Annotated in this window: 17 protein-coding genes and 3 pseudogenes; 6 read left to right on the top strand and 14 right to left on the bottom strand. The window is 41.9% G+C overall.

What is annotated here, in order from left to right; translation table 11 throughout:
• Positions 1–12 precede the first annotated feature (12 nt).
• Both J8Z23_RS07755 and J8Z23_RS07750 read left to right on the top strand, forming a co-directional pair.
• On the top strand, positions 13–1,194 hold the full coding sequence (locus J8Z23_RS07755; protein WP_031780556.1) for an FIST signal transduction protein: 1,182 nt from the start codon (positions 13–15) through the stop codon (positions 1,192–1,194).
• Entirely contained in the window at positions 1,184–2,905 is a 1,722-nt protein-coding gene (locus tag J8Z23_RS07750; protein WP_048626397.1) for an ATP-binding protein, read from the top strand. Before J8Z23_RS07755 ends, J8Z23_RS07750 begins: the two co-directional genes overlap by 11 nt.
• 174 nt (positions 2,906–3,079) lie before the next feature.
• Here the strand turns inward: J8Z23_RS07750 and J8Z23_RS07745 are convergent.
• A pseudogene (locus J8Z23_RS07745) lies at positions 3,080–3,196 on the bottom strand (DUF3693 domain-containing protein); the annotation flags it as partial.
• Positions 3,197–3,447: 251 nt separating this feature from the next.
• On the opposite strand from J8Z23_RS07745, the gene J8Z23_RS07740 reads away from it, so the two are divergent.
• Both J8Z23_RS07740 and J8Z23_RS07735 read left to right on the top strand, forming a co-directional pair.
• Positions 3,448–3,618, top strand: coding sequence for a hypothetical protein (locus J8Z23_RS07740; protein WP_185090699.1), 171 nt, complete (start codon positions 3,448–3,450; stop codon positions 3,616–3,618).
• A 140-nt stretch (positions 3,619–3,758) separates the two neighbouring features.
• Complete coding sequence (locus J8Z23_RS07735) at positions 3,759–4,334, top strand: hypothetical protein (protein WP_256895071.1); 576 nt, start codon at positions 3,759–3,761, stop codon at positions 4,332–4,334.
• Between the two features lie 436 nt (positions 4,335–4,770).
• Here J8Z23_RS07735 and J8Z23_RS07730 read toward each other — a convergent pair.
• The 5 genes and pseudogenes from J8Z23_RS07730 to matP form a co-directional block, all read right to left on the bottom strand.
• Positions 4,771–5,134, bottom strand: a pseudogene (locus tag J8Z23_RS07730) (regulator).
• A pseudogene (locus tag J8Z23_RS07725) lies at positions 5,112–5,360 on the bottom strand (DUF3693 domain-containing protein); the annotation flags it as partial. The pseudogenes J8Z23_RS07730 and J8Z23_RS07725, both read right to left, overlap by 23 nt.
• 98 nt (positions 5,361–5,458) lie before the next feature.
• Complete coding sequence (locus J8Z23_RS07720) at positions 5,459–5,782, bottom strand: hypothetical protein (RefSeq protein WP_046876223.1); 324 nt, start codon at positions 5,780–5,782, stop codon at positions 5,459–5,461.
• A gap of 114 nt (positions 5,783–5,896) precedes the next feature.
• On the bottom strand, positions 5,897–6,208 hold the full coding sequence (locus tag J8Z23_RS07715) for a DUF3634 family protein (protein ID WP_005396496.1): 312 nt from the start codon (positions 6,206–6,208) through the stop codon (positions 5,897–5,899).
• A 15-nt stretch (positions 6,209–6,223) separates the two neighbouring features.
• Positions 6,224–6,673, bottom strand: coding sequence for a macrodomain Ter protein MatP (matP, locus tag J8Z23_RS07710; RefSeq protein ID WP_053807434.1), 450 nt, complete (start codon positions 6,671–6,673; stop codon positions 6,224–6,226).
• 210 nt (positions 6,674–6,883) lie between these two features.
• On the opposite strand from matP, the gene J8Z23_RS07705 reads away from it, so the two are divergent.
• Positions 6,884–8,524 carry a S16 family serine protease gene (locus J8Z23_RS07705; RefSeq protein WP_434635282.1) on the top strand — a complete coding sequence of 547 codons (1,641 nt, stop codon included), beginning with the start codon at positions 6,884–6,886 and terminating at the stop codon, positions 8,522–8,524.
• 70 nt (positions 8,525–8,594) lie between these two features.
• Entirely contained in the window at positions 8,595–9,113 is a 519-nt protein-coding gene (gene fabA / locus J8Z23_RS07700; protein ID WP_005396499.1) for a bifunctional 3-hydroxydecanoyl-ACP dehydratase/trans-2-decenoyl-ACP isomerase, read from the top strand.
• 120 nt (positions 9,114–9,233) lie between these two features.
• On the opposite strand, the gene rmf is transcribed toward fabA, so the two are convergent.
• From rmf to J8Z23_RS07660, 8 genes are all read right to left on the bottom strand, one after another.
• Positions 9,234–9,407: a ribosome modulation factor gene (gene rmf, locus J8Z23_RS07695; RefSeq protein WP_005377453.1), complete on the bottom strand. Its 174-nt coding sequence runs from the start codon at positions 9,405–9,407 to the stop codon at positions 9,234–9,236.
• Positions 9,408–9,588: 181 nt separating this feature from the next.
• Positions 9,589–11,322, bottom strand: coding sequence for a DUF3466 family protein (locus tag J8Z23_RS07690; RefSeq protein ID WP_301659793.1), 1,734 nt, complete (start codon positions 11,320–11,322; stop codon positions 9,589–9,591).
• A gap of 7 nt (positions 11,323–11,329) precedes the next feature.
• Complete coding sequence (locus tag J8Z23_RS07685; RefSeq protein ID WP_104974095.1) at positions 11,330–13,249, bottom strand: ABC transporter ATP-binding protein; 1,920 nt, start codon at positions 13,247–13,249, stop codon at positions 11,330–11,332.
• Positions 13,227–13,427 (bottom strand): glutaredoxin family protein, encoded by a 201-nt coding sequence (locus J8Z23_RS07680; protein ID WP_012841808.1) that lies wholly within the window; start codon positions 13,425–13,427, stop codon positions 13,227–13,229. Before J8Z23_RS07680 ends, J8Z23_RS07685 begins: the two co-directional genes overlap by 23 nt.
• A gap of 63 nt (positions 13,428–13,490) precedes the next feature.
• Positions 13,491–15,611 (bottom strand): bifunctional 23S rRNA (guanine(2069)-N(7))-methyltransferase RlmK/23S rRNA (guanine(2445)-N(2))-methyltransferase RlmL, encoded by a 2,121-nt coding sequence (gene rlmKL, locus J8Z23_RS07675; protein WP_164666060.1) that lies wholly within the window; start codon positions 15,609–15,611, stop codon positions 13,491–13,493.
• A gap of 488 nt (positions 15,612–16,099) precedes the next feature.
• Positions 16,100–16,642, bottom strand: coding sequence for a cell division protein ZapC (locus J8Z23_RS07670; protein ID WP_005396505.1), 543 nt, complete (start codon positions 16,640–16,642; stop codon positions 16,100–16,102).
• 168 nt (positions 16,643–16,810) lie between these two features.
• The gene (pyrD, locus tag J8Z23_RS07665; RefSeq protein ID WP_006743218.1) at positions 16,811–17,821 is read right to left on the bottom strand and encodes a quinone-dependent dihydroorotate dehydrogenase; all 1,011 of its coding nucleotides are present in this window, start codon (positions 17,819–17,821) and stop codon (positions 16,811–16,813) included.
• A 314-nt stretch (positions 17,822–18,135) separates the two neighbouring features.
• Positions 18,136–22,977 carry an NAD-glutamate dehydrogenase gene (locus J8Z23_RS07660; protein ID WP_434635281.1) on the bottom strand — a complete coding sequence of 1,614 codons (4,842 nt, stop codon included), beginning with the start codon at positions 22,975–22,977 and terminating at the stop codon, positions 18,136–18,138.
• Between the last annotated feature and the right edge of the window lie 155 nt (positions 22,978–23,132).

The raw sequence follows: 23,132 nt of genomic DNA, 5'->3' as shown, positions 1-23,132 counted from the left end.
TTATAAAATCGTATGCATTGCCAATCAGTTTTTACTCATATTAAAGATGAAGACTCAGCGATAGAAACGCTTAGGTCCGAACTGACACAACAGAACTTGTCTTACGTGATGTGCTACTACACGGAAGAGTACGACTTCGAGTTAATTCGAGAAGCGTTTCTTGAGCATTTTCCCGGTGTGCCTTTTCATGGCGCCAGTTCATGCCAAGCAGTAATGACAGACCAGGGGTTTCATACGGGCCCAGTGATTGCGGCGCTCGCAATTTATGACTCAGGCCCTCATGCTTATGGCACTGGTATTTCTAACTATGATTCAGGTGACAGTGTAACTAGAGCCTTAGATATGGCTCTTGAGAACGCTAACCGCGTAGGAGAAGTGCCAAACTTAATACTGCTTCATGCAACTCCAGGGCAAGAGGAATCAATCATTGCATCTATAGATGAAAGGTTTGGTACGCTGATCCCAATTATTGGTGGTTCAGCCGCTGATAATCATATCGCGGGAAAATGGTCTGTTATTACCGCCCAAGGATCTCAAACTGCAGGTTTAAGTCTGACATTATTTTACTCCTCACAGCCTGTTGATATTGCTTTTAGTGCTGGGCACACTCCAACCAATATCAAAGGGGTTGCAACCAAAACTAACGATAGGTGCTTGCTAGAAATTGATGACGAACCGGCCCTCAATGTTTATAGAAAGTGGACAAACCATCAAGATAACCAAGTAGGTAAAAACAACCTGCTATTTACAAACTCGAGTGCTTATCCACTAGGGCGTGTCGCTGGCCACCTCTATGAGCGTCCATATTACAAATTGTCCCATCCAATTCGTGAGACGCGAGATGGAGGAATTGAGCTATTTACACGAATAGAAGAGGGTGATGAACTCACTTTAATGAAAGGAAGCAGAGAACACCTCGTTGCACGCGCCGCTAAAGTTGTAAATGCAGCCTTTAATCAAAAATTAGAAGAATCTCGAAAAATTGGGGTGATAAACATCTTTTGCGCAGGTCCTATGTTGCACTTAATGCAAGACATGAATAGCGTTTGTGAACAAATTAACCAAGAACTAGAACAGTTACCTTTTATTTGCCCTTTTACTTTTGGTGAGCAAGGTAGATTTATTGGTGGTGAGAATGGACATGGAAACCTGATGATTTCATCAGCGATATTCCATAAACCTTATGAAAGATAAATACTTAGACATATACCAACAGGAAGCGCTGCAAGAAGCGTTAGTCGAACTAAAACAGGCTAGGCAAAGAGAACGACTGCTCGCCGATGAGAATAAAGCTATTCTTTCAGCGATATCCGCGATGAGTGAAGCAAAAAACCGGCACGAGATATTTACGGGATTAAATAATGTCCTTAAGAAGTACATCAACTTTGATGATTTTATCGTTCTAACTCGTGATGATGAGAGGTACCCCTTCAAAACGTTGATATCGACAAATAGTGTATTTGATAACATATCTTGGTTACACGGTAACGCATCTGAGAGGGCGCTGAATGGCGAATGTATTCTGCTGTTCGAACCAGATAGGCTTGCGGAGTTTATTAACCTGAACAGCTTTATAAAAAGCCATGTAAACTCGGTAGTCCTAACGGGCATACGTTCAGAAGTAACACAAACGGTCATCTTACTTATTGGTGCTAAGAAAGGGCACTTTAGCATAGAAAATAAGGAAACCTTAAGACGCTTTCGGCCTTTAATTGAGAGGGCTGTCATCGATATTGAGACCAAAGAGAAGTTACAACGTATTGTTGAAGTGCGAACAACTCAGCTTGCTAAAGCAAGAGAAGAAGCAGAGCTTGCAAATCGCTCAAAGTCAGAATTCTTAGCGATGATGAGTCATGAAATTAGAACCCCTCTAAATTCCGTCCTTGGAATGCTCGATATTCTGAAACAATCCACCTTATCAGAAGAGCAAATCGATGCCCTGAGCCAAATGGAATGCTCAGCGGAGTTGCTTCTCGCGATTATCAGCGACATCCTTGACCTCTCAAAAATTGAATCAGGTCGCTTTCAACTCAATGAGCAGTGGGTTAATTTAAGAGACACTGTCACTTTTGTTATTTCTCAACAAAAACAAATAGCTAAGAAGAAGAGCCTTCAATTTAAACTCAATTGCATGGTAACTACCGACAAACAGTTTTGGATTGACTCTACGCGATTATCTCAAATCCTGTTTAATCTTATTGGGAATGCAATAAAGTTTACTGATGAAGGAGAAGTAAAAGTTTCAGTATCTGAGCAAGACTCCGAGCTTGTAATTTCAATATCAGACACCGGAATTGGTATATCTAAAGCCAAGCAAGAACATCTATTTACGGCATTTCATCAAGGTGATCGTTCCATCACGAGACGCTTTGGTGGTACAGGACTAGGGCTAGCAATAACCAAGCATTTAGTTGAAATGATGCGCGGCAAGATTATCGTTAAAAGTGACGAGCATGTCGGCTCAACATTTACTATTAAGATTCCCGTTTTAACTCGGTGCAATCAAAATCGTCCAGTTAAAATAGAAAACAACCAACCAATAAAAGCGATGGATCTTCTCGTAGTCGAAGATACCGAGTCGAATCAGTTTGTAATAAAGCTTATTTTAAATAAGCTTGGTCATAATGTTCATATCGCAAGTCATGGAGCAGAAGCATTAACGTTCTTAGAGGAAAATGAGGATTTAATCGACCTGATTCTTATGGATGTCTCGATGCCAGTGATGGATGGGATTACTGCAACAAGGCTTCTCCGAGATAAAGGCTTCAAGACTCCAATCATCGCATTAACCGCTCATGCGCTAGAAAGTGATAGAGATAAATGCCTTGACGCAGGTATGGATGGATTCATTTCCAAACCAGTTCGAAGACAAGATATCTTTGAAGCTATACAGCCATTTCTGTAAGTAGAAAAAGCATTAATATAGATCTTAACAATCGATAGATTATTAAGATCTATATTAAGTATTTTATGGTAAATAGCCATTATGTTTAATGGTTATGATGGGGACCTTAAATTTCAAATCCACAGGGGAATAGGAGTGCTCATTGGCAACATTTGGCGTACGAACACATTCAATTTAACATAACACATATAATGCGCACTGTAATAGTGGTTCCTGTGGACTTGCAATCACTAAAGCCAATCCGGCACAAACCATTGAAATGCTTGATAATCCAAGTCCGTTAAACTTTTTGCTCTTGTACGTAACTTTGAGCCTTTTTGTAGGCATCTAATAGCTTGTTCTGATACATACCGCTTCCTCCGTTTCCGTCAGTTTAGATTATCAATCACCAAAATTGGTGTCTTGCGCTAACCAATTTTGGTGATTACGCTACTAACCAAATTTGGTTATTCAATGAGTATTATACAGACTTAGCTCTGGGCGTTTGCCCTTGACGCTTTCGCGCTTGGCTTTTTGTGATGGGAAACGGTAAGGTAACTGCAATGATTGATGCAAAATTACAAATGTTCGAATTTGGTATAGGTATTAATGATGCAATTAATGGTGTTTGGTTACCTAGATCCAGTGCTTACAAAGATCACTACACTACTCCAAAGCTTCACCTCACTCACGAATACATGGTGCAAATTATCAGAACTGGATTGGCACGCTAGGAAGAATTAGGCATAGTGAGAATGTATTTAAGTCCACACTGCTGAAAATGAAAAAGCAAATACAAGACGGCTCTCATCCTGAGAAAATTCTTGAGAAGAAAGATGCTAACTGGAAACCGACTGTATGACTGTATGACTATATGACTGTATACAAATTAAAAAATAAGCCCCGAGAATTTAAAGTTTTAGAGCATGACCCTTATAAGCGAGCTCTCGATTCAGATGACCTTAAATTGTTAAGGCGACTTAGAAGAGATCCTGTTGACTCAACAGGCTTGAGAGATGTTTGGGTAAATGAGAATACAACATTTACTCAACACTTTAAATCTGCTGAAGCAATTCCAGACATATCTAAATGGAGAACATTCCTTGTCTTGAGAGAAAATGCATATCAGGTAGTACGAGATGTAATTGACTCTGACGGTGAGTTCTTACCGATTACAATCGATGATGAAAGTTTTACCATGTTCAACGTGATGTCTTTTGGAGAAGAAGATAAGCAGAAAATCAAATGTGAAGACATTGACGGAGAACAAGGATTATTAGAGAAACTAGTATTTATAGAAAGCGATCTTTCAAATAAATATGTCTTTAAATCAAAAGATGAAGGTTGTATGTCAATTTATTGTGATGACAAACTCATATCGTTATGTGGAGAGCACAGTCTAAAAGGACTTTCGTTCGATACAAATCTACTCGATGTATTTGAAGATTGATTCATCAGAATTATTAGTTAGACATTTACACGCAAAAGGCTCCTTTGGAGCCTTTTGCGTCATATGAAATAATGCTTGCATATGTAAACTTATGGTTCTATTTTTTATGTTTGCATAATGATTACTTACATATCCTCTAACAATTAAGGATACAAAATTCAATGGGAAACCCATTAGAATGCTTGGATTTTGTGTTAAAGAAAATGATGTAGATTACGCGTATATCTATTTAACCCCTGAAACTGAACGAGGGAAAAGATATGTGACTAATTCATTCATCAAAAGCAATAGCGTCTTAGTCGAATCCGATAATGCCGAAGGATTTGATAAAATTACTGTTACAGCTCTGGGGTTTTCTAAATATTGGAATAGTGTCAATATAGAGCCGTTATAAGCCTTACTACACACCTAGCTTGGCTCCTATTGGAGCCTTTTATTACATCATCTTTCTAAGCGCTCTAGCATATTTCAGCACTTTCCCTGCAGCTTCCAAATCAGTTAACGCTCCTATCTCTAACAAAGCAATTCCGGTCAAAACCTGTTGAGCACAACTAGCTGCCCTGTCGGAAGTTCCAATCTGTCATAGTGCATTCTAAAAGCATCCCATTGTTCTGAAGAACTCAGTTCCCTTCCTTTGTCACTCTCATGAGTCGTTTACACTCAGGAGGAATGGTTTTCCCCTTATCCCATTCTTTGACCGTTCTCACAGTTTTCAAACAAAGTTCAGCAGCTTGTTCGACGGATAAACCACATTCAAATTCACGAAAAATATAGTTTTTAGTCATTTCGTGATACTTCATTGAATAGTCCCTCAAAAGAGAGACATTTTATAGGACTGGCATATGCAATCGCATTCAACATAAGCAGATATAATGCGCACTGCAATAGTGGTTCCTGTGGACTTGCAATCACTAAAGCCAATCCGGCGCAAACCATTGAAATGCTTGATAATCCAAGTCCGTTATACTTTTTTGCTATTCCTTCCCATACTGCTTTTATCTGCGGATTATTATTGCGATCTGCATTCCCAACCAATTACACGAGAGCCACTTCATTTTCATCTAGTTCATCGAGTCTGAAAGCTTTGCGCTCTTGCTGCCCGATGCTTCTAATCAACATTGAAATCACGAACCTGTGGCTATATGAAGCCGAATATACTTTTCTGGATATTTATAACGATAGCGTTTTCCTTTCCTCAAGTTGGATTTCACATACCGACAAACTTTTTTGTCACCACTACTGGTTACTCTTTTTATTACTGCTTTTTTACCTTTGTGTTCCATCTCTATCATGACATCACAATAACCTTGGTAGTCATCAAATTTATTGTCTGCTTTCCTTTGAATCTTAGTTTTAATCTTTTTAGCCAATGGATTCGTTTCCGAGTCGTCAGACAAAGCTGAAGCACTTACAAAGAGAAAGACCATTAAAGTTACAACGTATCGCATAGTTTAAGTCCGTTTATCTTATTGATTAATCAATGATAAATAATTTTTCTATAGATACGAAAATGGGACGCTATATTGCGTCCCATTTAACACGATTAAGTAACTGATATGTAATTAAGCTCGCTTCTTGCCTTTGCTCGCTTTGAAACCTTGATGCGGAAAAACGTTGCGAATCCGCTGTTGGATTTTTTTGGGAACGTCCTTGGAAAAGCTCAAACGCATGCCAGTTCGTTGGCTATATACCTTCATTTCACCACTAAACGGATTATGTTCACTAATATCTTGTAAGTTATGTTTGAAAGAAGGTGGTAGATGCCCTTTTACGTTACTGATATGGCCGTTATCAAACTTTACTTTTAGCACTGGTCTATCAACTGCGATCAACCAAAAGATTACGATGGCAGCAATTAAGATTACATATAACATTTGGCACTCCCTATCCTAGCTAGATAGCAATTTACTCAAATCCTCTTTGATCGAGGTAACTTTTTGACTCGCTTTTTCACTTCTCGATGCTTCAGAAAGTAGATATTCAATTGCGTCAGATAATGTACAACCGAGCTCGGTTGCTCTGCTAGAAAGCTTTTCCCAAACTCGATAATCTAAGTCAATGGACTTTTTCTTTGTATGGACTTGCTCTGCATTGAAATGACGCTTCCTTTTCGCTCGGATAGCCTGCTTGAGTTTGTTGTCCAACTCTTCTGACATGTGGTTTTCTATCCAAGCTAATACAAGCGTAGGTTCGTGTTCAAGGCGTTTTAGCTCTGCAACCGCGGCATCTGCTTCACTTGTATCAATATGTCGGGTAATCGCTTCACCATCTTTCCATTTCTTGATGAGATACTTCCATTTCCACCCACACTCTAGATTCTCAAGCTGCTGATATTTCATTTATTCCGACCCATAAACATAACCTAGTGACAGCGTAACCCAGATAATTTACTTGGGCAAATAAAACTCTTAGAAGTATCGATGTTGATCACTCATTTGTCTAAGTATTGTTCATTGAGTGTTGAATGCCGTGAGCGAACCAAATTGGTGCTAGGGTGTTATAGTCCATTTCGTTATAATGTCGGCAAGATTGAATTACGATGAATTTTAATGAACCAACTTAATTGGCAAGACGTAACACCTTCACTTGAGCAGTACGAAGCACTTTTAAAGTCTGCACCTTCGTTACCAAAGAAGTCTTTTACTGATCTTCAACCGAGGATGTCGGCAACGATATCTCGCTTTTCCAAAATGTCGGGATTGACACGCGTGCTACTCATTAACTGCGTCGATAATTCTGTCTATAGAGAGTTCATCAGTAAAGCTCTTCAGAGTCATTCTAACGCTGCGATTGTTTTGTCGGAATCACTTGATGCCAAACGTTTATTTGACCGTTACAGTGTTGATGTAAGTGGTGATATTGCCTTCCAACCTGGCTTGATTTCACAAGCTGACGACGGTTATTTGATTGTACCTGCTAATCTCATTCTGGCTAACCCGGGACTTTGGCCGAATATAAAGTCTGCAATTCAACAAAACCTTATCGAGCCACTGAACCTAAGCCCTACTCGCTTACCTACTTCAGTACCGCCATCTAAAGCTTATGATGTAAAACTGATTGTAACTGGGGAAAGAAGTCAGTTAGCAGAGCTAGAATATATCGACGAGGACTTTTGTTCAGGCTTTGCCATGTATACCGAAGTTGAAGAAGATATTCATTTGTCAGAGCAGAATTTGACAGATTACTTTGGTTTGGTGAACTGGATATGTTCTCAATATCAGCTGCCTCACTTAACGGAATGTGGCTTTAGAAGACTGTTGCTAGCTGGTATGAGATTTACTGAAGATCAACATTATTTGCCGTTAGGTGTAATGTGGCATTCTCAACTTCTAACACTTGCCAGCCAGTTCAGTGATTGCCAAACATTAGATTACGAGTCATTAGATAAAGCGATTGACGACAAGTATTATCGCGAATCCTATCTTCCTCAGCGTGCCGTGTACGATATTTTAGATGGACAAGTCATTATTGAGACAACTGGGGAACAAGTTGGTCAAATCAATGGCCTAACCGTCATCGATATGGCTGGACACCCTGTCAGCTATGGTGAGCCTGCCAGAATATCGTGTGTAATTCACTTTGGTGATGGCGATGTTTCCGATGTTGAGCGCAAAGCTGAGCTTGGAGGCAATCTACATGCGAAAGGCATGATGATTATGCAAGCTTTCTTAAGCTCTGCTCTAAAACTGGATGAACCACTGCCTTACTCTGCCTCGATCGTATTTGAACAGTCTTATAGCGAAGTTGACGGTGACAGCGCATCTCTCGCAGAACTTTGTTGCTTGGTGAGTGCGTTATCTGAATCTCCAATTAATCAACAAGTTGCGGTTACAGGAGCCGTCGATCAGTTTGGTCGAGTGCAAGCAGTCGGTGGCTTGAACGAGAAAATTGAAGGTTTTTATCAGGTTTGTAAACATCAGGGGTTTACGGGAAATCAAGGCGTTGTCATGCCGAAATCAAACCTTAAACACCTTGCATTACATAAAGATGTAATAGAAAGCATTAAAAATGGTGAGTTCCATATTTGGTCCGTCTCTACGGTAGATGAAGCTATTCCGATTGTTATGAATAAACCTTTTAGAGGCGAAGACGATAGCATTATTGGCAAAATAGCGGAACGTATTGAAAACTTTGAAAGACATGAGCATCCAGAAGGAATTGTGCAGCGCATCAAAAACTGGTTTGTCTAGTACTGATCGGAGTTGTTTAGCGTACACGTGTTCACTAAGATGCAGCTATCAAAAATTGGAGTAATTGATAATGCAAAACAAACGTGATTCTTATAACCGTGACGATCTACTTGCTTCTAGCCAAGGGGAACTGTTTGGGCCTGGTTACCCTCAGCTTCCTGCGCCAAACATGCTAATGATGGATCGTATTACTAAAATGTCTGAGACAGAGGGCGATTTTGGTAAAGGTTTGATCTTGGCAGAATTGGATATTACTCCAGATTTGTGGTTCTTTGACTGCCACTTCCCTGGTGACCCGGTAATGCCTGGCTGTCTTGGCCTTGACGCGATGTGGCAACTTGTTGGCTTCTTCCTTGGCTGGGTTGGCGGTAAAGGTAAAGGTCGCGCTCTAGGTGTTGGTGAAGTGAAGTTTACAGGCCAAATCCTACCGACGGCGAAAAAAGTAACCTACGAAATCCACATGAAACGCGTCGTAAACCGTAAACTGGTAATGGGTTTGGCTGACGGTCGTGTATGCGTAGATGGCAAAGAAATCTACGTTGCGAAAGATTTGAAAGTTGGTTTGTTCCAAGACACTTCAAACTTCTAATCACGACTTTAATCGATTTATAAAGGCTCCTATTTAGGGGCCTTTTTGTTTGCCTAGTCTATAAATGTAGAAAAGGCTCCGTAGAGCCCTTTCGAATCCTTCTTTTTGTATGTGGAGAGTTTATTTGTAGAGACCAGATTGTCTTTCATCTCTGGCATCACGCCAACCACCTAACCAATACGACCGAGCATCAACTTGTTGATATGGGCAAGCCTCTTGAGACCTTCCATTCAACCCAGCTTTATAGCCTTGAGATTGAGCTCGTTCTAGGCGATCACGCTTTTGTCTCTTCATAGTTAATTCCTCATACAGGTCCATTTACTAACGTACAGCTGTTATTGTGAAACTTTGATGGAGTTTTTATGACTCCACTTATAAGAATCGATCAAGTTGAGTGATTTCTCAAGGCATAAAAAAAGCAGAGGCTCAAATGTGTGAGCCTCTGCTTGATTTAAAAATTACTGACGATTTTTGACTATTTTCTACGGAACCCAAACAATCCAAGCATGGTCAAAGCTAACCAACCAAGGCCTGCACCTTGACGCTCTGTTGTCGTTGAGTCAACGCTTCGAGACACAATGTCCTTCTCAGTCGCACCTGCAATAGGCACCAATTTTACAGCTACGATTTGTTCATCAGAACTACATGTCGCATTGTTTGCTGTTGTACTGTAACCGCCAGCACATTTCATCGCGGTACCAGAAATCACACCTGCATCGTTGATATCGGTTGCATCGATAATACGGAACTGGTTGTTTTGTTCAGTGTAGTCACCGCCATTAGTCAAACTATCTAGGAACCAAGCTTTTCCATTAAATAGTGTTGAAGCACGTTCACTAGTCTCACCACCTACACTATATGGGTAGATAAAACCGCGCTTACGACGTGGCTTGCCATCGTCTTCACGAGTCGTTTCCGCATCAAGTTGTCCGACAATTTCATTGTAAGAGTTGATCCCGCCCATCTTACCGCCCGCACCGCTGAAGAAAATTCCGGTACTTGGGTAAAAAGCGTTAATAGAATCCTTACGAACATCATCTACGATAAAGAGACGATTCGGAGCAGAGCCCGTTGGCATTAAGTATCCGCCTGAACGTTTTGCTTCACCAATAGCAACAAAATTTGAGTTAACATCGGTTAATCGTGAGTTTGTATGAACCGTATCATCGCCCTCACGCTGTCTAGCTCCTACAACAACTTTGTTTTTCCAAGTTGCGTTTTCAACGCTACCTTCTGCCTCTAGGGTTCCGACAAAAACAGTAGCATTCAGATAGTTATCATCACTGTATGTGTTGTAACCCACGCCGTAAACCGTTGTTCCATCTGTGACAAGGTCACGCATGCTTCCTTGAGCCAGTCTTTCTCCATCTTTAGATGTGCCACTTGGCCAAGCCAACTCACTGACGGTTCCACTTTGATCCCAAATAGCTGCTTTCGATGTGTGGTGAGCGCCATTGGTATTGCTTGCCGTTCGAGATACACTACCAACGGTAAAAGTGCCATCGGTTTTCCAAGCGTGGCTTTGCACAACGCTTGCGTCGTTATCACCTGTAACAAAATTTGGTTCAATAGGTGCTACGACTGTATTTCTTGTTTCCAGTGTCGACTGGTTTTCACTGCTGACTTTACTTTGATTACCGACAGCGGCACCATCTTCGGTAAGCTGATTGATAACATTGTTATATTCATTTTTATAAGCAGCAGAATCGCCTTCTACAAATGCTAACGCATTAGAAGTAAAGTCTTTACTACGCTCTTTGTTCCATGGGGTCCAGTTTACAGAAGCCCAAGAGTCACAAGTAGAATAGCGAAGCTGGTTATAACAGTAACGTTCAAAATCTTTGAGTTCTTGGATGTAATAAAAGCCCGCGTCCAATCCAAATGGAATTTCCTCACGATAGCTGTTCCCATCCACGGCTTGTGTCGCTGAAATCGGTGTTGTGCGAGTTTCCATCGCAAGCTTAAATTGGTCTGGTGTACAGTTTGCTGCTGCATCAAAACAGCCCAAAGCGAAAGGGGAACCTGTTGAAGGATCTGTACCCGCATCACCTTGCTGAATTGCAACGCCGTAAGCCGTTTGGTAGTCACCGTTTGAACCATGATCCTGAGGTGAAACCTCAACCACTTGATACAATGCCGCCTGTGCGTTCATTGTGGTACCAACCATCATCGCAATGGCGGTCAATTTGAATTTATTACTACAATTCATTGAATTCTTAACTATCCTGTTGCATTGCTTCGAGTTCTTCCCATCTCTCGAATGCGTTTTCCAACTCCTGCTCTAGCGCAGCAAGCTGTTCCAATACCGGCTGAGTTTGCTCTACAGGTTTAGCAAAGAACTCTGGATCGTTCACTTGCTCCTGAAGGCCCTCGATATCCGACTCTAATTGTTCTAGTTTAGCTGGTAGAGCTTCTAATTCTCTTTGCAGCTTATACGATAACTTCTTCGAGTTGTTCTTAGGTTGAGTTGTTTTGGGAGTTTCCTCAACCACTTTTTCTCTTTTCGCTGGCTTTTCAACCGCTTGACGAACCGCCAATACCTGTTCACGCTGCTGTCTTGCATCGTGATAACCACCAACAAACTCTTCAATCACTCCGTTTCCTTCGAAGATCCAGCTTGTGGTAACGGTATTATCAACAAACTCTCGGTCGTGGCTAACTAAAAGCAATGTGCCTTGATAGTTGGCAAGCATTTCTTCTAAAAGTTCCAACGTTTCGATATCCAAATCGTTGGTTGGTTCATCAAGAATAAGTAAGTTGTTTGGTTTCAACAAGATACGAGCTAGCAGTAATCGGTTTTTCTCACCACCAGAGAGCGCCTTAACCGGGGTTCTTGCGCGCTTAGGTGCGAATAAGAAGTCTTGAAGATAACTCAGCGCATGACGCTGACGTCCCCCAACCATTACTTCTTGTTTCCCATCCGCTAAGTTATCGATCACTGTCTTTTCTGGATCCAAAATCTCTCGGTACTGATCAAAGTACGCGACTTCTAATTTTGTTCCGCAGTGTAAACGACCAGACTGCGCTTCCAATTGCCCTAATAGCAATTTAAGTACCGTACTCTTACCGCAGCCATTTGGTCCGATAAGTGCAATACGGTCACCGCGCATAATGTTAAAGCTAAAGTTGTCGACGATTGTCTTGCCTTCGTAAGCAAAAGATATGTTTTCTGCTTCAAATACAATTTTCCCTGAACGTGAAGCATCATCGATATTAAGGTTAACTTTGCCTTGGACATCCCGGCGATCGCGACGCTCTTCACGAAGTTTCTTCAATGCGCGTACACGACCTTCATTTCGAGTTCGGCGTGCTTTAATGCCCTGCCGAATCCAAACTTCCTCTTGAGCAAGCTTTTTGTCGAATTCAGCATTCTGCATTTCCTCAACGCGGAGCATCTCTTCTTTTTCTTCTAGGTAGTTGTCGTAATCACCAGGGAAAGAAGCTAATTGCCCGCGATCTAAATCAACAATGCGTGTTGCCATTGATTTGATGAACGCACGGTCGTGAGAAATAAAGATGATCGAGCCTTTGAAGTCTTTTAAGAAGTTCTCTAACCATTCGATAGTTGTTACATCAAGATGGTTTGTTGGCTCATCAAGAAGTAATACATCAGGGTCACAAACCAGCGCGCGAGCTAAAGCGGCTTTACGTTGCCAACCACCGGATAAATCGGTCAGTTTAGTTTCTGGACTTAGTTTTAAAGCACCAAGTACGTTCTTAACACGGTCATCAAAACGCCAAGCATTAGAATGGTCAAGCTGCTCTTGAACCTTGGCTAAACGGTTGATGTTTTTCTCACTCGGATCTTGAGCAACAAGATCGAGAAGATCGTGATAGATCTTCAGTTGTTCGCCGATTTCAGCCAAACCGCCAGATACGTATTCGTAAACCGTACCCTCTTGATTACGCGGTGGATCTTGTTCAAGTCGAGAAACAACGACGTCTTGAGTGATTTGAATCTTGCCGTCGTCCAACAAAATGTCGCCGGCAAGCACTTTCATTAACGTGGACTTACCTGCTCCGTTGCGACCCACTAAACAAACGCGTTCGTTTTCTTGAAGAGCGAACTCCGCTTTGTCCAGCAATGGGTGGTCACCAAATGCAAGTTGTGCGTTATGAATGGTAAGTAATGCCATTATTATCCAACCAATGTGTGAGTTGTTCTAAGTCAAACGGCCAGTTCAACTCAGAATCTTGATACTTTAATACGGGTATTGTGACGCCGTAACGAGAAAACAGTGCATCATCGAACGCAATATCAATGATATCTGTTTGCTCGGCCAAACCAATTTGGTCTACTAGAGCAAATGCCATCTCACAAAGATGGCATCCCTCCGTGCTATACAATATCAGCACGTATTAATCCTTTTGTTTATACTACGCGTGCGTTACTAGCCAACAGTTATGAATCTGTTTATTACGCGCAAAATCTAATGGTAACGTTTGAGAAGAAATATTCTGAGCCTTCAAACCAAGTTCGGCCAGCGACTCTTCATCCATCTTGAAGTGGCGCTTGTTATTAGAGAATACGATAGTGCCTCCACTTCTTAGTAAACGTTTAAGATTCTTCATCAGTTTAATGTGGTCACGTTGTACATCGAATGATGTTTCCATACGCTTAGAATTAGAGAACGTAGGTGGATCAATAAAGATCAAGTCGTACTCACCTTTCGCGTTTTCTAGCCATTGCAAACAGTCTGCTTGTTCATAGCGATGCTGACGTCCTACACAACCGTTAAGCTGCATATTGTCTTTCGCCCAGTTCAAGTAGGTATTTGACATATCAATAGTCGTTGTGGAACGAGCGCCACCAACCGCTGCGTGAACCGTCGCACTCCCAGTATATGCAAACAAGTTTAAGAAATCTTTACCTTGCGCCATTTCACCTAAGCGACGACGAGTGATCTTATGATCCAAGAACAAGCCAGTGTCTAGGTAGTCATGAAGGTTTACGATCAGCTTCACACCGTACTCGTTTACTTCAAGCGTCTCTGATACCTGACCTAATTTTTGGTATTGGTTGCGACCCTTCTGCTTTTCACGAACTTTAAGTACAACTTTGTTCGCCTCTACACCTGTCACCTGAATCGTTGCACGAATGATATCCGTTAGGCGACGTTTTGCTTTTTCTTCTGGAATGTTTTTTGGCGCAGCATACTCTTGAATTACGATTTGATCGCCGTATACGTCTATCGCCACATTGTATTCAGGAAGATCAGCGTCATAGATTCGGTAGCAATCTAATTTCTCTTTACGAGCCCACTTGCCAATCTTGCCAATATTTTTCTTTAAACGGTTTGAAAAGTCTGGTGCGATTTGAACATTAGTATCAGCCCCCTTCACTTCATCAGCACTGCGCTCTGCAATACTGTAGTTCTTTTGGTGACAAGGTAACGCACCATTATTCAATTTAAACTGTTTATCAGCACGCATACGAAGACAGCTCAGAAGCTCGTCTGAACTCGAGAAGATAGAGGCTTTACATCCACCAAACTCAGATTTTAGCTGTCCACCAAATGCGGTGTAGAGCGCAATTAGCCCCGGCTCAGTTCCCAGACGTTCACCGTAAGGTGGGTTTGAAACGATAACACCGTGTTCAAATCCTGCAGGACGAGTTATGGTTGCAGCATCACCTTGTGCGAACTCAATCAATTCTTCAACACCTGCTCTGCGCGCGTTTTCTTGAGCAACTTTTAATACTTTAGGGTCGTTATCGAAGCCAAAAAACTTAGCGTCAACTTTCTTGACACCTCGTCTAGCTTGAACATTAGCCTCTGATTTAATCTCTGCCCAAGTCTCTGGTTCAAAGTCTTCCAACACTTCGAAACCCCATTGCTTTCGCTTAACGCCAGGAGCCATGTTGGCAGCCATCATCGCAGCTTCAATAAGCAAAGTACCAGAACCGCACATTGGATCGAGTAATGGTTGATGCCCATCCCAGCCACAACGCATGATAATCGCAGAAGCAAGCGTTTCACGTAACGGGGCACGACCCGATTCTGGTCGGTAGCCACGTTGATGCAAACCACTGCCTACCATATCTATCCCAAGCAACGCTTTATCTTTATGCAAACGAACGTGAATACGAACATCTGGGCGTTCTTTACTGATGTTGGGACGCGGCAATCCTTTATTTTCAAAGCAATCTACGATGCCATCTTTGACTTTCATCGCACCGTATTGGCTATTTCTGATCTCACGGTTTGTGCCGTTAAAGTCCACAACAAAACGTTTAGAGCTATGAAATTGGTTAACCCAGTTAATAGCAGATGTAGATAAATACAAGTCCATGTCGTTGTTACACGTGAACTCAGATAAAACACGTACAAATCGAGACGCTAAACGGCTCCACAAACAACAGCGATAAACCTGTTCGTTTGTCGCTTTAAATTTTACGCCTGCCTGTACTGGTTTCGCATTTTCAATGCCTAGTTTAGTCAGTTCTTCAACAAGCAAATTTTCCATGCCATTTGAAGTTACCGCGAGATATTGATTCATAGTGTTCTTTCGCTGATAAAAAATGGCTTCAATTATACCTGACTTTACGATCAATGCCTCGTTTTTAAAGGAATTTCCCCACCTGTTAGTTCAAATCATCACCAACAAAATGATCTGAAACTTTCAACATCTTTAATTTGAGTGTTTTTTATTCACGAACGAAATTTTGTTCCCTTGGCAAGAAGTGAATACTTATTTACATTAATTTTGGTATATACCAGGCAATGATTATTGATGTAAGTTACTTACATTTTTGCCTTATAGGGGAATAAATGGGCTAATTTTAAGCGCTAGGTTGCCTAGTTAAGGGAGTCATCAGATTGAAATAAGTAAAATAAAAGTGACCAGCTTCATGTTTGCATGCATAGAAAACATACAGTTTCATGGCTGATGGGGCTCTAGTATCAAAGGAAAGGACAAAAAAAATCGACCTAACGAGGTCGACTAATGCAAACAAAGGAACGAAATAAAGAAAAAATTAAACAGGTTTACCCCACCATTGCCATAGGGGTTATTGCAAAGAGGTGATTTGCACAAGCCATGCGGTCATGCATTACTTTAATCGGCTGCCCAAACTGAAGCGCCTTATTGCCATCAAGCACAAACGCTTCTTGGTTAACATAAGCACATAAGCTCGACGTCTCGCCTGGTTCTAACACGATGAACATGCCATCAGAATATTGGTTTGTTAGAAAGACCATGTCCCCTTCTTCAGGCTCGTAACCTGAGGACTGTGCGTCAAAGAACCAGCTTTTAGGCTGTACAGGTTTATGAAAGCGCTTTGCCGCAACACAATACAGTGTTAACTCAGCTTGGCGGTATTCACTGATGTCGAGGCATCGAATACGTTCATTAAACGTTTGGAATGCACTGGCGTCATCAACGGTAAATTCATTGTTTGAGAAGGCACAGTTAACCAACAATTTTCGGGATAAATTGGTTTGGAAAATCATTTCCTCCCCCAGATCCAGCATTAAGCAAGCTTTTTGCTCGTCAAAATACCAATTCCATTTGTCGCTGGGTTTAAGCATTATTCCGTTCTCTCTTGACTAGTTAAATCAGTGGTAAAGAGGTAAGACGCTTAATTACCTACTCGTGATTTTTAAATTTTACAAACGAACGGATAAAAAAAAAGAGGAAACAGAGTCCTCTTTTTTATGTAATAGCTACTGATTTTTCAGTGGTTTTTGATGTGTATGTTAAAGATTCTTAACAATATCACGTACTAGGCCTGGGCCGTGGTAAATAAAGCCGGTGTAGACTTGAACAAGTTTAGCGCCTGCCATCAGCTTTTCTTTGGCTGCAACATAGGAATCCACACCACCAACACCGATAATTGGAAGTTTGTCTCCTAGCTCTTCATGAAGCTTACGTACGACTTCCGTAGAGCGTGATTGCACAGGGCGACCACTTAAACCACCTGCCTCATTGGCGTGTTTCATTCCTTCTACGATCGTGCGATCCAGAGTTGTGTTAGTCGCGATCACACCATCTATATTGTTTTTCAATAAAGAATCGCAGATTTGGCAGATTTCTTCGTCACTCAAATCAGGCGCAATTTTTAATGCTAGCGGGACGTATTTGTTGTATTTCTCTGAAAGTTCCGCTTGTTTCGCTTTTAATTCAGAAAGTAGTTCATCAAGCGCTTCACCATATTGAAGTGAACGAAGACCCGGAGTGTTTGGTGATGAGATATTAACCGCAATGTAGCCTGCGTACTCATACACTTTCTCCATACAAATCAGGTAGTCCTCTGCCCCTTTCTCAATTGGTGTGTCTTTGTTTTTACCAATATTAATTCCGAGAACACAGTTGAATTTTGCTTGCTTTACATTCTCGACCAAATTATCAACGCCTAGGTTATTAAAGCCCATGCGATTGATGATCCCTTCAGCTTCGACTAAGCGAAATAAGCGTGGTTTATCATTCCCTGGTTGCGGACGAGGTGTTACTGTGCCAACTTCAACAAAGCCAAAGCCCATGGCATCAAATGCTTCAATGCATTCACCGTTTTTATCTAAGCCAGCCGCAAGACCTACTGGGTTACGGAATGTTAGTCCCATACACTCAACTGGACGAGTTGGTAATTGTTGGCGGTAAAAGAGATCAAGTGGTGTGCCGTTAAAGCGTTGGAAGTTCTTGATTGCAAGATCGTGTGCCTTCTCGGCATCGAGTTGGAAAAAGCCAGTTCTGGCTAGACGGTAAAGCATTGTGCCTCCGAAAGAAAAAAGCCCCGTATAAACGGGACAATATTATTTACTGTTTTTCATCGTAATTCAATGAAAATGAATGTATTAAGTAAAAACCTATATCTTTCTAATATTTTCAAATATAAAACAAACAATTAGAGTAAGATTTCAACAATAAAATTTATAACTAACCACCCTAAAGCAATCGATTTCAGCCTATTTTAACTTCCCCGTACCGTTACGCTGTAACTCACTCGGCGCTATAATAGAAACGATGAGCAACAAAAAAGCCTCGCTAAATAACGAGGCTTTTACTTACAATTTGACTAACTCATCTACTCTTTCGACGAACAGTTGAGATTCAAGAGTACTAATTCTCGAAGTGCTACAGAAAACTTAGCAAATTCGTGGACAGAGCCAACTTTGAACTCATTCAAGATGCTTTCCCAACGGTGCAGTGATTGCTCGTTAGTTTCCATCCAATCTTCTAACGCTTTCATCACGTCTAGCTCTTCCGTTGCACAGCCGCAATTTAATACCTGAGCCGTAAGTTGACGTTGTTGCCAGTCCAGATCTTCTCGGAATGCAGCTCTTGCTAGTGCCTGCCAGTTATTATCAACGGCTTGGCTGTTAATTTGCTTCAAGAACCAGTGTAACGACAAACGGTCACCTAAGTTAAAGTAGAGCTTCGATGCTTGCTCAACCGTTTTACCTGTTTCACTCGCCACTGATGAGATATCCAGTGCAGATTGTAAGCTGGATAAACGAGCGACTTGATGTGCAAGTTTCTCTTCTACCCCTTTCTCAATCCACCCTTGAGCAAGTTCATTGTGTTCTTCTACTTCAGACTCAACCAGCATAGTGTCTAAGGTTTCAGTGATAACATTGACATCTTGCTTGTAGATAGCAATCAGCTCACCAACTGTGCATTTACCACTGCGGTTGCGAAGCAACCAACGTGCAATTCGACGTAGTGATCGACGAACATAAAACATGATTTCGTACTGAGCTTGAGCTGTGGCGATATTATCGAGTTCACGAGTCTGCTTAAGAATTGCTTCTAGATCGAAAATTTCACGAGCCGCACTGTATGCGTTAGCAACATCGACAACACTTGCACCGGTTTCTTCTTGCAAACGAGTGACGAAATTACAGCCCATTTCATTAACCATCTGGTTAGCCAATGCTGTAGCGATAATTTCAGCTCGCAGTGGGTGATTAACCATTTGATCTTTATAGTTACGTCGTAACGCACTTGGGAAATATTCAACAAGCTGTTTCGCATGGAATTCATCATTCGCGATTTCATCCGTAACAAGTTGCTGTTTAAGTACCATTTTACCGTAGGCAACTAACACTGATAGCTCAGGGCGAGTGAGACCTAGTCCCTGTTTTTCACGCTCGATTAGCGTTTCATCATCAGGGATGTATTCGAGAGCACGATCCAAGTACCCTGCTTTTTCCATGGTATGGATGAATCGAATTTGTTCCTTAACAATGCCAACACCTTGCTGTTCAGTCACGGAGATCGACTCCGACTGACGGTAAGCATCATCTAATACAATTTCACCCACTTCGTCTTCCATAGACTCTAGAATTTGGTTACGTTGCTTAACCGTAAGATCGCCATTTGAAACCAGTCCATTAAGGAAGATCTTGATGTTGACTTCATTATCCGAACAGTCAACGCCACCCACGTTATCAACGAAGTCTGTGTTCACTCGGCCGCCAGTCAGTGCGTATTCAATACGACCAAGCTGAGTCATACCCAAGTTACCGCCTTCGCCAACTACTTTTGCTCTTAAGTCACGGCCGTCAATGCGCAGCATGTCGTTAGCGCGGTCACCAACATCCGTATGAGTTTCTGTCGAGGCTTTAACGTAAGTGCCGATACCACCATTCCAAAGCAGATCGACTTTCATTTTCAAGATCATCTTAATCAGATCATTAGGCGCTAAAGATGCTTTCTTAGTACCTAACATTTTCTGAATTTCTGGTGTCAACTGGATCGATTTTGATCGACGAGAGAAGATGCCACCACCTTGAGAGATCAAATCTTTATTGTAATCTTCCCAGCTTGATCTTGGCAGATTAAACAAGCGGTTACGCTCTTCCCAGCTGGTGGCTGAATCTGGATTTGGATCAATAAAGATGTGCATGTGGTTAAAGGCAGCTTGCAATCGAATGTGCTTCGATAACAGCATACCGTTACCGAACACGTCACCTGCCATATCACCTACACCGATTGCGGTAAAGTCAGTGGTCTGGCAGTTGATGCCCATTTCACGGAAGTGACGCTTAACAGATTCCCAACCACCTTTTGCAGTGATACCCATCGCTTTGTGGTCGTAACCATTTGAACCACCTGAAGCAAATGCGTCACCTAACCAGAAGTTGTACTCTGCAGAAACAGAGTTCGCTAGATCTGAGAATGTTGCTGTGCCTTTATCTGCAGCCACTACTAGGTATGGGTCATCTTCGTCATGGCGCACAACGTTTTGTGGTGGCACGACTTCACCTTCAATGATGTTATCTGATACATCAAGTAGCGCACGAATAAATCGTTTGTAACAACGTTGGCCTTCAGCAAAGATCTCATCACGGGTTGTGAGAGATGGCTGGCGTTTACAAACAAAGCCGCCTTTTGCACCCACAGGTACGATAACGGTGTTCTTAACTTGCTGAGCTTTTACGAGACCAAGAATCTCTGTACGGAAATCTTCTTGACGATCTGACCAACGTAAACCACCACGAGCCACTTTTCCGCCACGAAGGTGAACACCCTCAATATCTGGTGCGTACACAAAGATCTCGAACGCGGGTACAGGCTGCGGAATCTCTGGAATATCGCTCGGTTTCATTTTCAAAGATAACCAAGGCTTAGGTTGCTTGCTTTCGTCTAATTGATAGTAGTTAGTACGAAGTGTCGCCATGATCATGTCGATGTAACGACGAATAATACGATCATCATCCAAGCTCTCTACACGATCCAACTGCTCTGTTAGCTTTTTAATCAGATCGTTTTGGCCTTTTTCACTGCCTTTGTGTTTCGGATCGAATCGCTTGGTGAACAGCTTGACTAGACCTGTTGCTAAGTCTGGGTAGTGGCTTAGCGTGTCTTCGATGTATTGTTGACTGAATGGGAAACCGACTTGGCGCATGTATCGAGCATAAGCACGAAGAATGGAAATCTCACGCCCAGATAGCGACGCACCTAGTACCAATCGGTTAAAACCATCACTTTCAAGGTTGCCCGCCCAAATTGCGGCAAATGCTTGTTGGAAACGATCACGAGCCTCACGAAGATCAACCGTTTTCTCGCTCTTATGCAGCATAGAGAAATCAAGGATCCAGAATGTCTGTCCGTTATTTTTCTCGATCTCATACGGTGATTCACCGATCACTCGTAAGCCAAGGTTTTCAAGCATTGGCATTACGTCAGAAAGATGGATTGGCTCATCGCGGTGGTATAACTTCAAGCGAACAGCTTTTGAATCCGCCCCCTCTTCTTGAGGTCGGTAGAACAACATGCCAAGTTTATTATCATCACTTAACGCTTCTAAGCGTTCAATATCTGCAACCGCAGAACCTGGCATCATGTCCTCTTTATATGAGCGAGGGAACGCACTCATGTATTCTTTTGAAAGAGGAAGGCCTTTGCTTTCACCAAAGTTAGCAATGATGGATTCTTTTAGTCTGTCATCCCAAGAGGTAGAAACTTCCATTAGGTTTTGCTCGATCTTTTTCACGTCTACGTCAATGTTGTTATTGTCTACACGAACAATGTAATGTGTTCTCGCTAGTGGGCTTTCTGAGAAGAACGTTGTAAATTCAACCTCTTGCTCGCAACCAAAGTACTGCTTAAGAATGCGTTGAGTTTGACGACGTAACTCTGTGTTGTAACGATCTTTAGTGACATAAACCATGCAGCTAAAGAAACGACCAAATGGGTCCTTACGAACAAATAAACGCAGTAGGTCACGATCTTGCATTTGTACAACACCCATACCCACCTCAAGCAGCTCTTCTTCATTTGCTTGAAGTAGTTCATCGCGTGGGTAGTTTTCTAAGATATTGTGCAATGCTTTGTATGAATACGATCCGTGACGATATCCGCTCGCTTCAAGGATACGGTCCACTTTTTCACGGATCAGAGGGATGCTTTGTACCGCTTGGTTATACACGGCAGAGGTATATAGACCAGTAAAGCGATGCTCACCTATTACTTTACCGTTTTCATCAAACTTCTTAACACCGATGTAATCAGTATATGCTGGTCGGTGAATACGAGATGCTTTGTTACCTTTTGTGATAATCAGAGCGTATGGCTTTTTCGCTTCTAACCGCGCAGAATCTGAAAGCTCAGATAGCTTGACGCTACGCACGCGCTTGTCATCAGCAAATAGACCAAGTCCTTTTTCTTTAGCAGGAACAAGCTCGGTATCACCATTGACTTCTTCTAAGTCATAATCTTTGTAACCCATAAAGGTAAAATTATGATCTTCTAGCCAACGAAGAAATGCGATCGTTTCGTCCATACGATCCGTTTGGATAGAAACACGATCTTTATTTTTCTCAAGTTCATCAGTCACAAGCTTAAGCTTATCAACCATTTGCTTCCAGTCATCAACGACTAAACGAGTGTCAGATAGAATTTTTAACAGCTCTTCTTTAAGCGCTTGCATCTCTTCTTTACTAGTAAGGCGGTCTACCTCGATATGGAACAGTGATTGAAGAACACCACCCTCACCGTTTACGTCGGTAACTTGGCCTTTTTTATCACGCTGTATCTGTGTTGGGTTGTTTAACATTAGGTGGCAAACAAGGTCCAAACGCGCTAAAGCCATTTTGACTGAGTCCACTAAGAATGGACTATCTGGAACAACAATTTCTACGATTGTGTGTGTGGATTGCCAGCCTTGACGACTTACGGTCGGGTTAAATACTCGTACCGAAATCTCTTCTGGTTTTTTTTCATTGATATGGTGCCAAAGGCTGACGACAGCACCATAAAGATCGGATTCGTTTCGCTGAATCAGGTCATCATCAGCAATGTTACTGAATAAGTGTTGAGCAAGTTTAGTTACAAGCGTTTGGTGAGAAAGCTCGAGTTTGTCTTGAATCAGTTGGTAAACTTTTTCAAGCAGAACCGGCACTACATTTTCACGCGCGGTCATATTCACACTCCACATTAGAATTGTTGTTTTGTAGGGGGACTTAGTAGCTAGGTTGTTACCTTAGAAACTAAGCATAGGTAATGCATGTGCCCATTGTAAAAGCATAATTACAAATGTTTAACAACTAATCGTGGTGGTAAGAGGTGAAATGTCCG

This window comes from Vibrio sp. SCSIO 43086 (assembly GCF_051132235.1).
GTDB lineage: Bacteria > Pseudomonadota > Gammaproteobacteria > Enterobacterales > Vibrionaceae > Vibrio > Vibrio diabolicus.
This window is presented reverse-complemented; position numbering and strand designations above follow the sequence as displayed.

Coding starts and splice junctions, on each gene's coding strand:
- J8Z23_RS07755 (WP_031780556.1), top strand. CDS start 13: ATGCATTGCCAATCAGTTTTTACTCATATTAAAGATGAAGACTCAGCG.
- J8Z23_RS07750 (WP_048626397.1), top strand. CDS start 1,184: ATGAAAGATAAATACTTAGACATATACCAACAGGAAGCGCTGCAAGAA.
- J8Z23_RS07740 (WP_185090699.1), top strand. CDS start 3,448: ATGATTGATGCAAAATTACAAATGTTCGAATTTGGTATAGGTATTAAT.
- J8Z23_RS07735 (WP_256895071.1), top strand. CDS start 3,759: ATGACTGTATACAAATTAAAAAATAAGCCCCGAGAATTTAAAGTTTTA.
- J8Z23_RS07720 (WP_046876223.1), bottom strand. CDS start 5,782: ATGCGATACGTTGTAACTTTAATGGTCTTTCTCTTTGTAAGTGCTTCA.
- J8Z23_RS07715 (WP_005396496.1), bottom strand. CDS start 6,208: ATGTTATATGTAATCTTAATTGCTGCCATCGTAATCTTTTGGTTGATC.
- matP (WP_053807434.1), bottom strand. CDS start 6,673: ATGAAATATCAGCAGCTTGAGAATCTAGAGTGTGGGTGGAAATGGAAG.
- J8Z23_RS07705 (WP_434635282.1), top strand. CDS start 6,884: ATGAACCAACTTAATTGGCAAGACGTAACACCTTCACTTGAGCAGTAC.
- fabA (WP_005396499.1), top strand. CDS start 8,595: ATGCAAAACAAACGTGATTCTTATAACCGTGACGATCTACTTGCTTCT.
- rmf (WP_005377453.1), bottom strand. CDS start 9,407: ATGAAGAGACAAAAGCGTGATCGCCTAGAACGAGCTCAATCTCAAGGC.
- J8Z23_RS07690 (WP_301659793.1), bottom strand. CDS start 11,322: ATGAATTGTAGTAATAAATTCAAATTGACCGCCATTGCGATGATGGTT.
- J8Z23_RS07685 (WP_104974095.1), bottom strand. CDS start 13,249: ATGGCATTACTTACCATTCATAACGCACAACTTGCATTTGGTGACCAC.
- J8Z23_RS07680 (WP_012841808.1), bottom strand. CDS start 13,427: ATGGCATTTGCTCTAGTAGACCAAATTGGTTTGGCCGAGCAAACAGAT.
- rlmKL (WP_164666060.1), bottom strand. CDS start 15,611: ATGAATCAATATCTCGCGGTAACTTCAAATGGCATGGAAAATTTGCTT.
- J8Z23_RS07670 (WP_005396505.1), bottom strand. CDS start 16,642: ATGCTTAAACCCAGCGACAAATGGAATTGGTATTTTGACGAGCAAAAA.
- pyrD (WP_006743218.1), bottom strand. CDS start 17,821: ATGCTTTACCGTCTAGCCAGAACTGGCTTTTTCCAACTCGATGCCGAG.
- J8Z23_RS07660 (WP_434635281.1), bottom strand. CDS start 22,977: ATGACCGCGCGTGAAAATGTAGTGCCGGTTCTGCTTGAAAAAGTTTAC.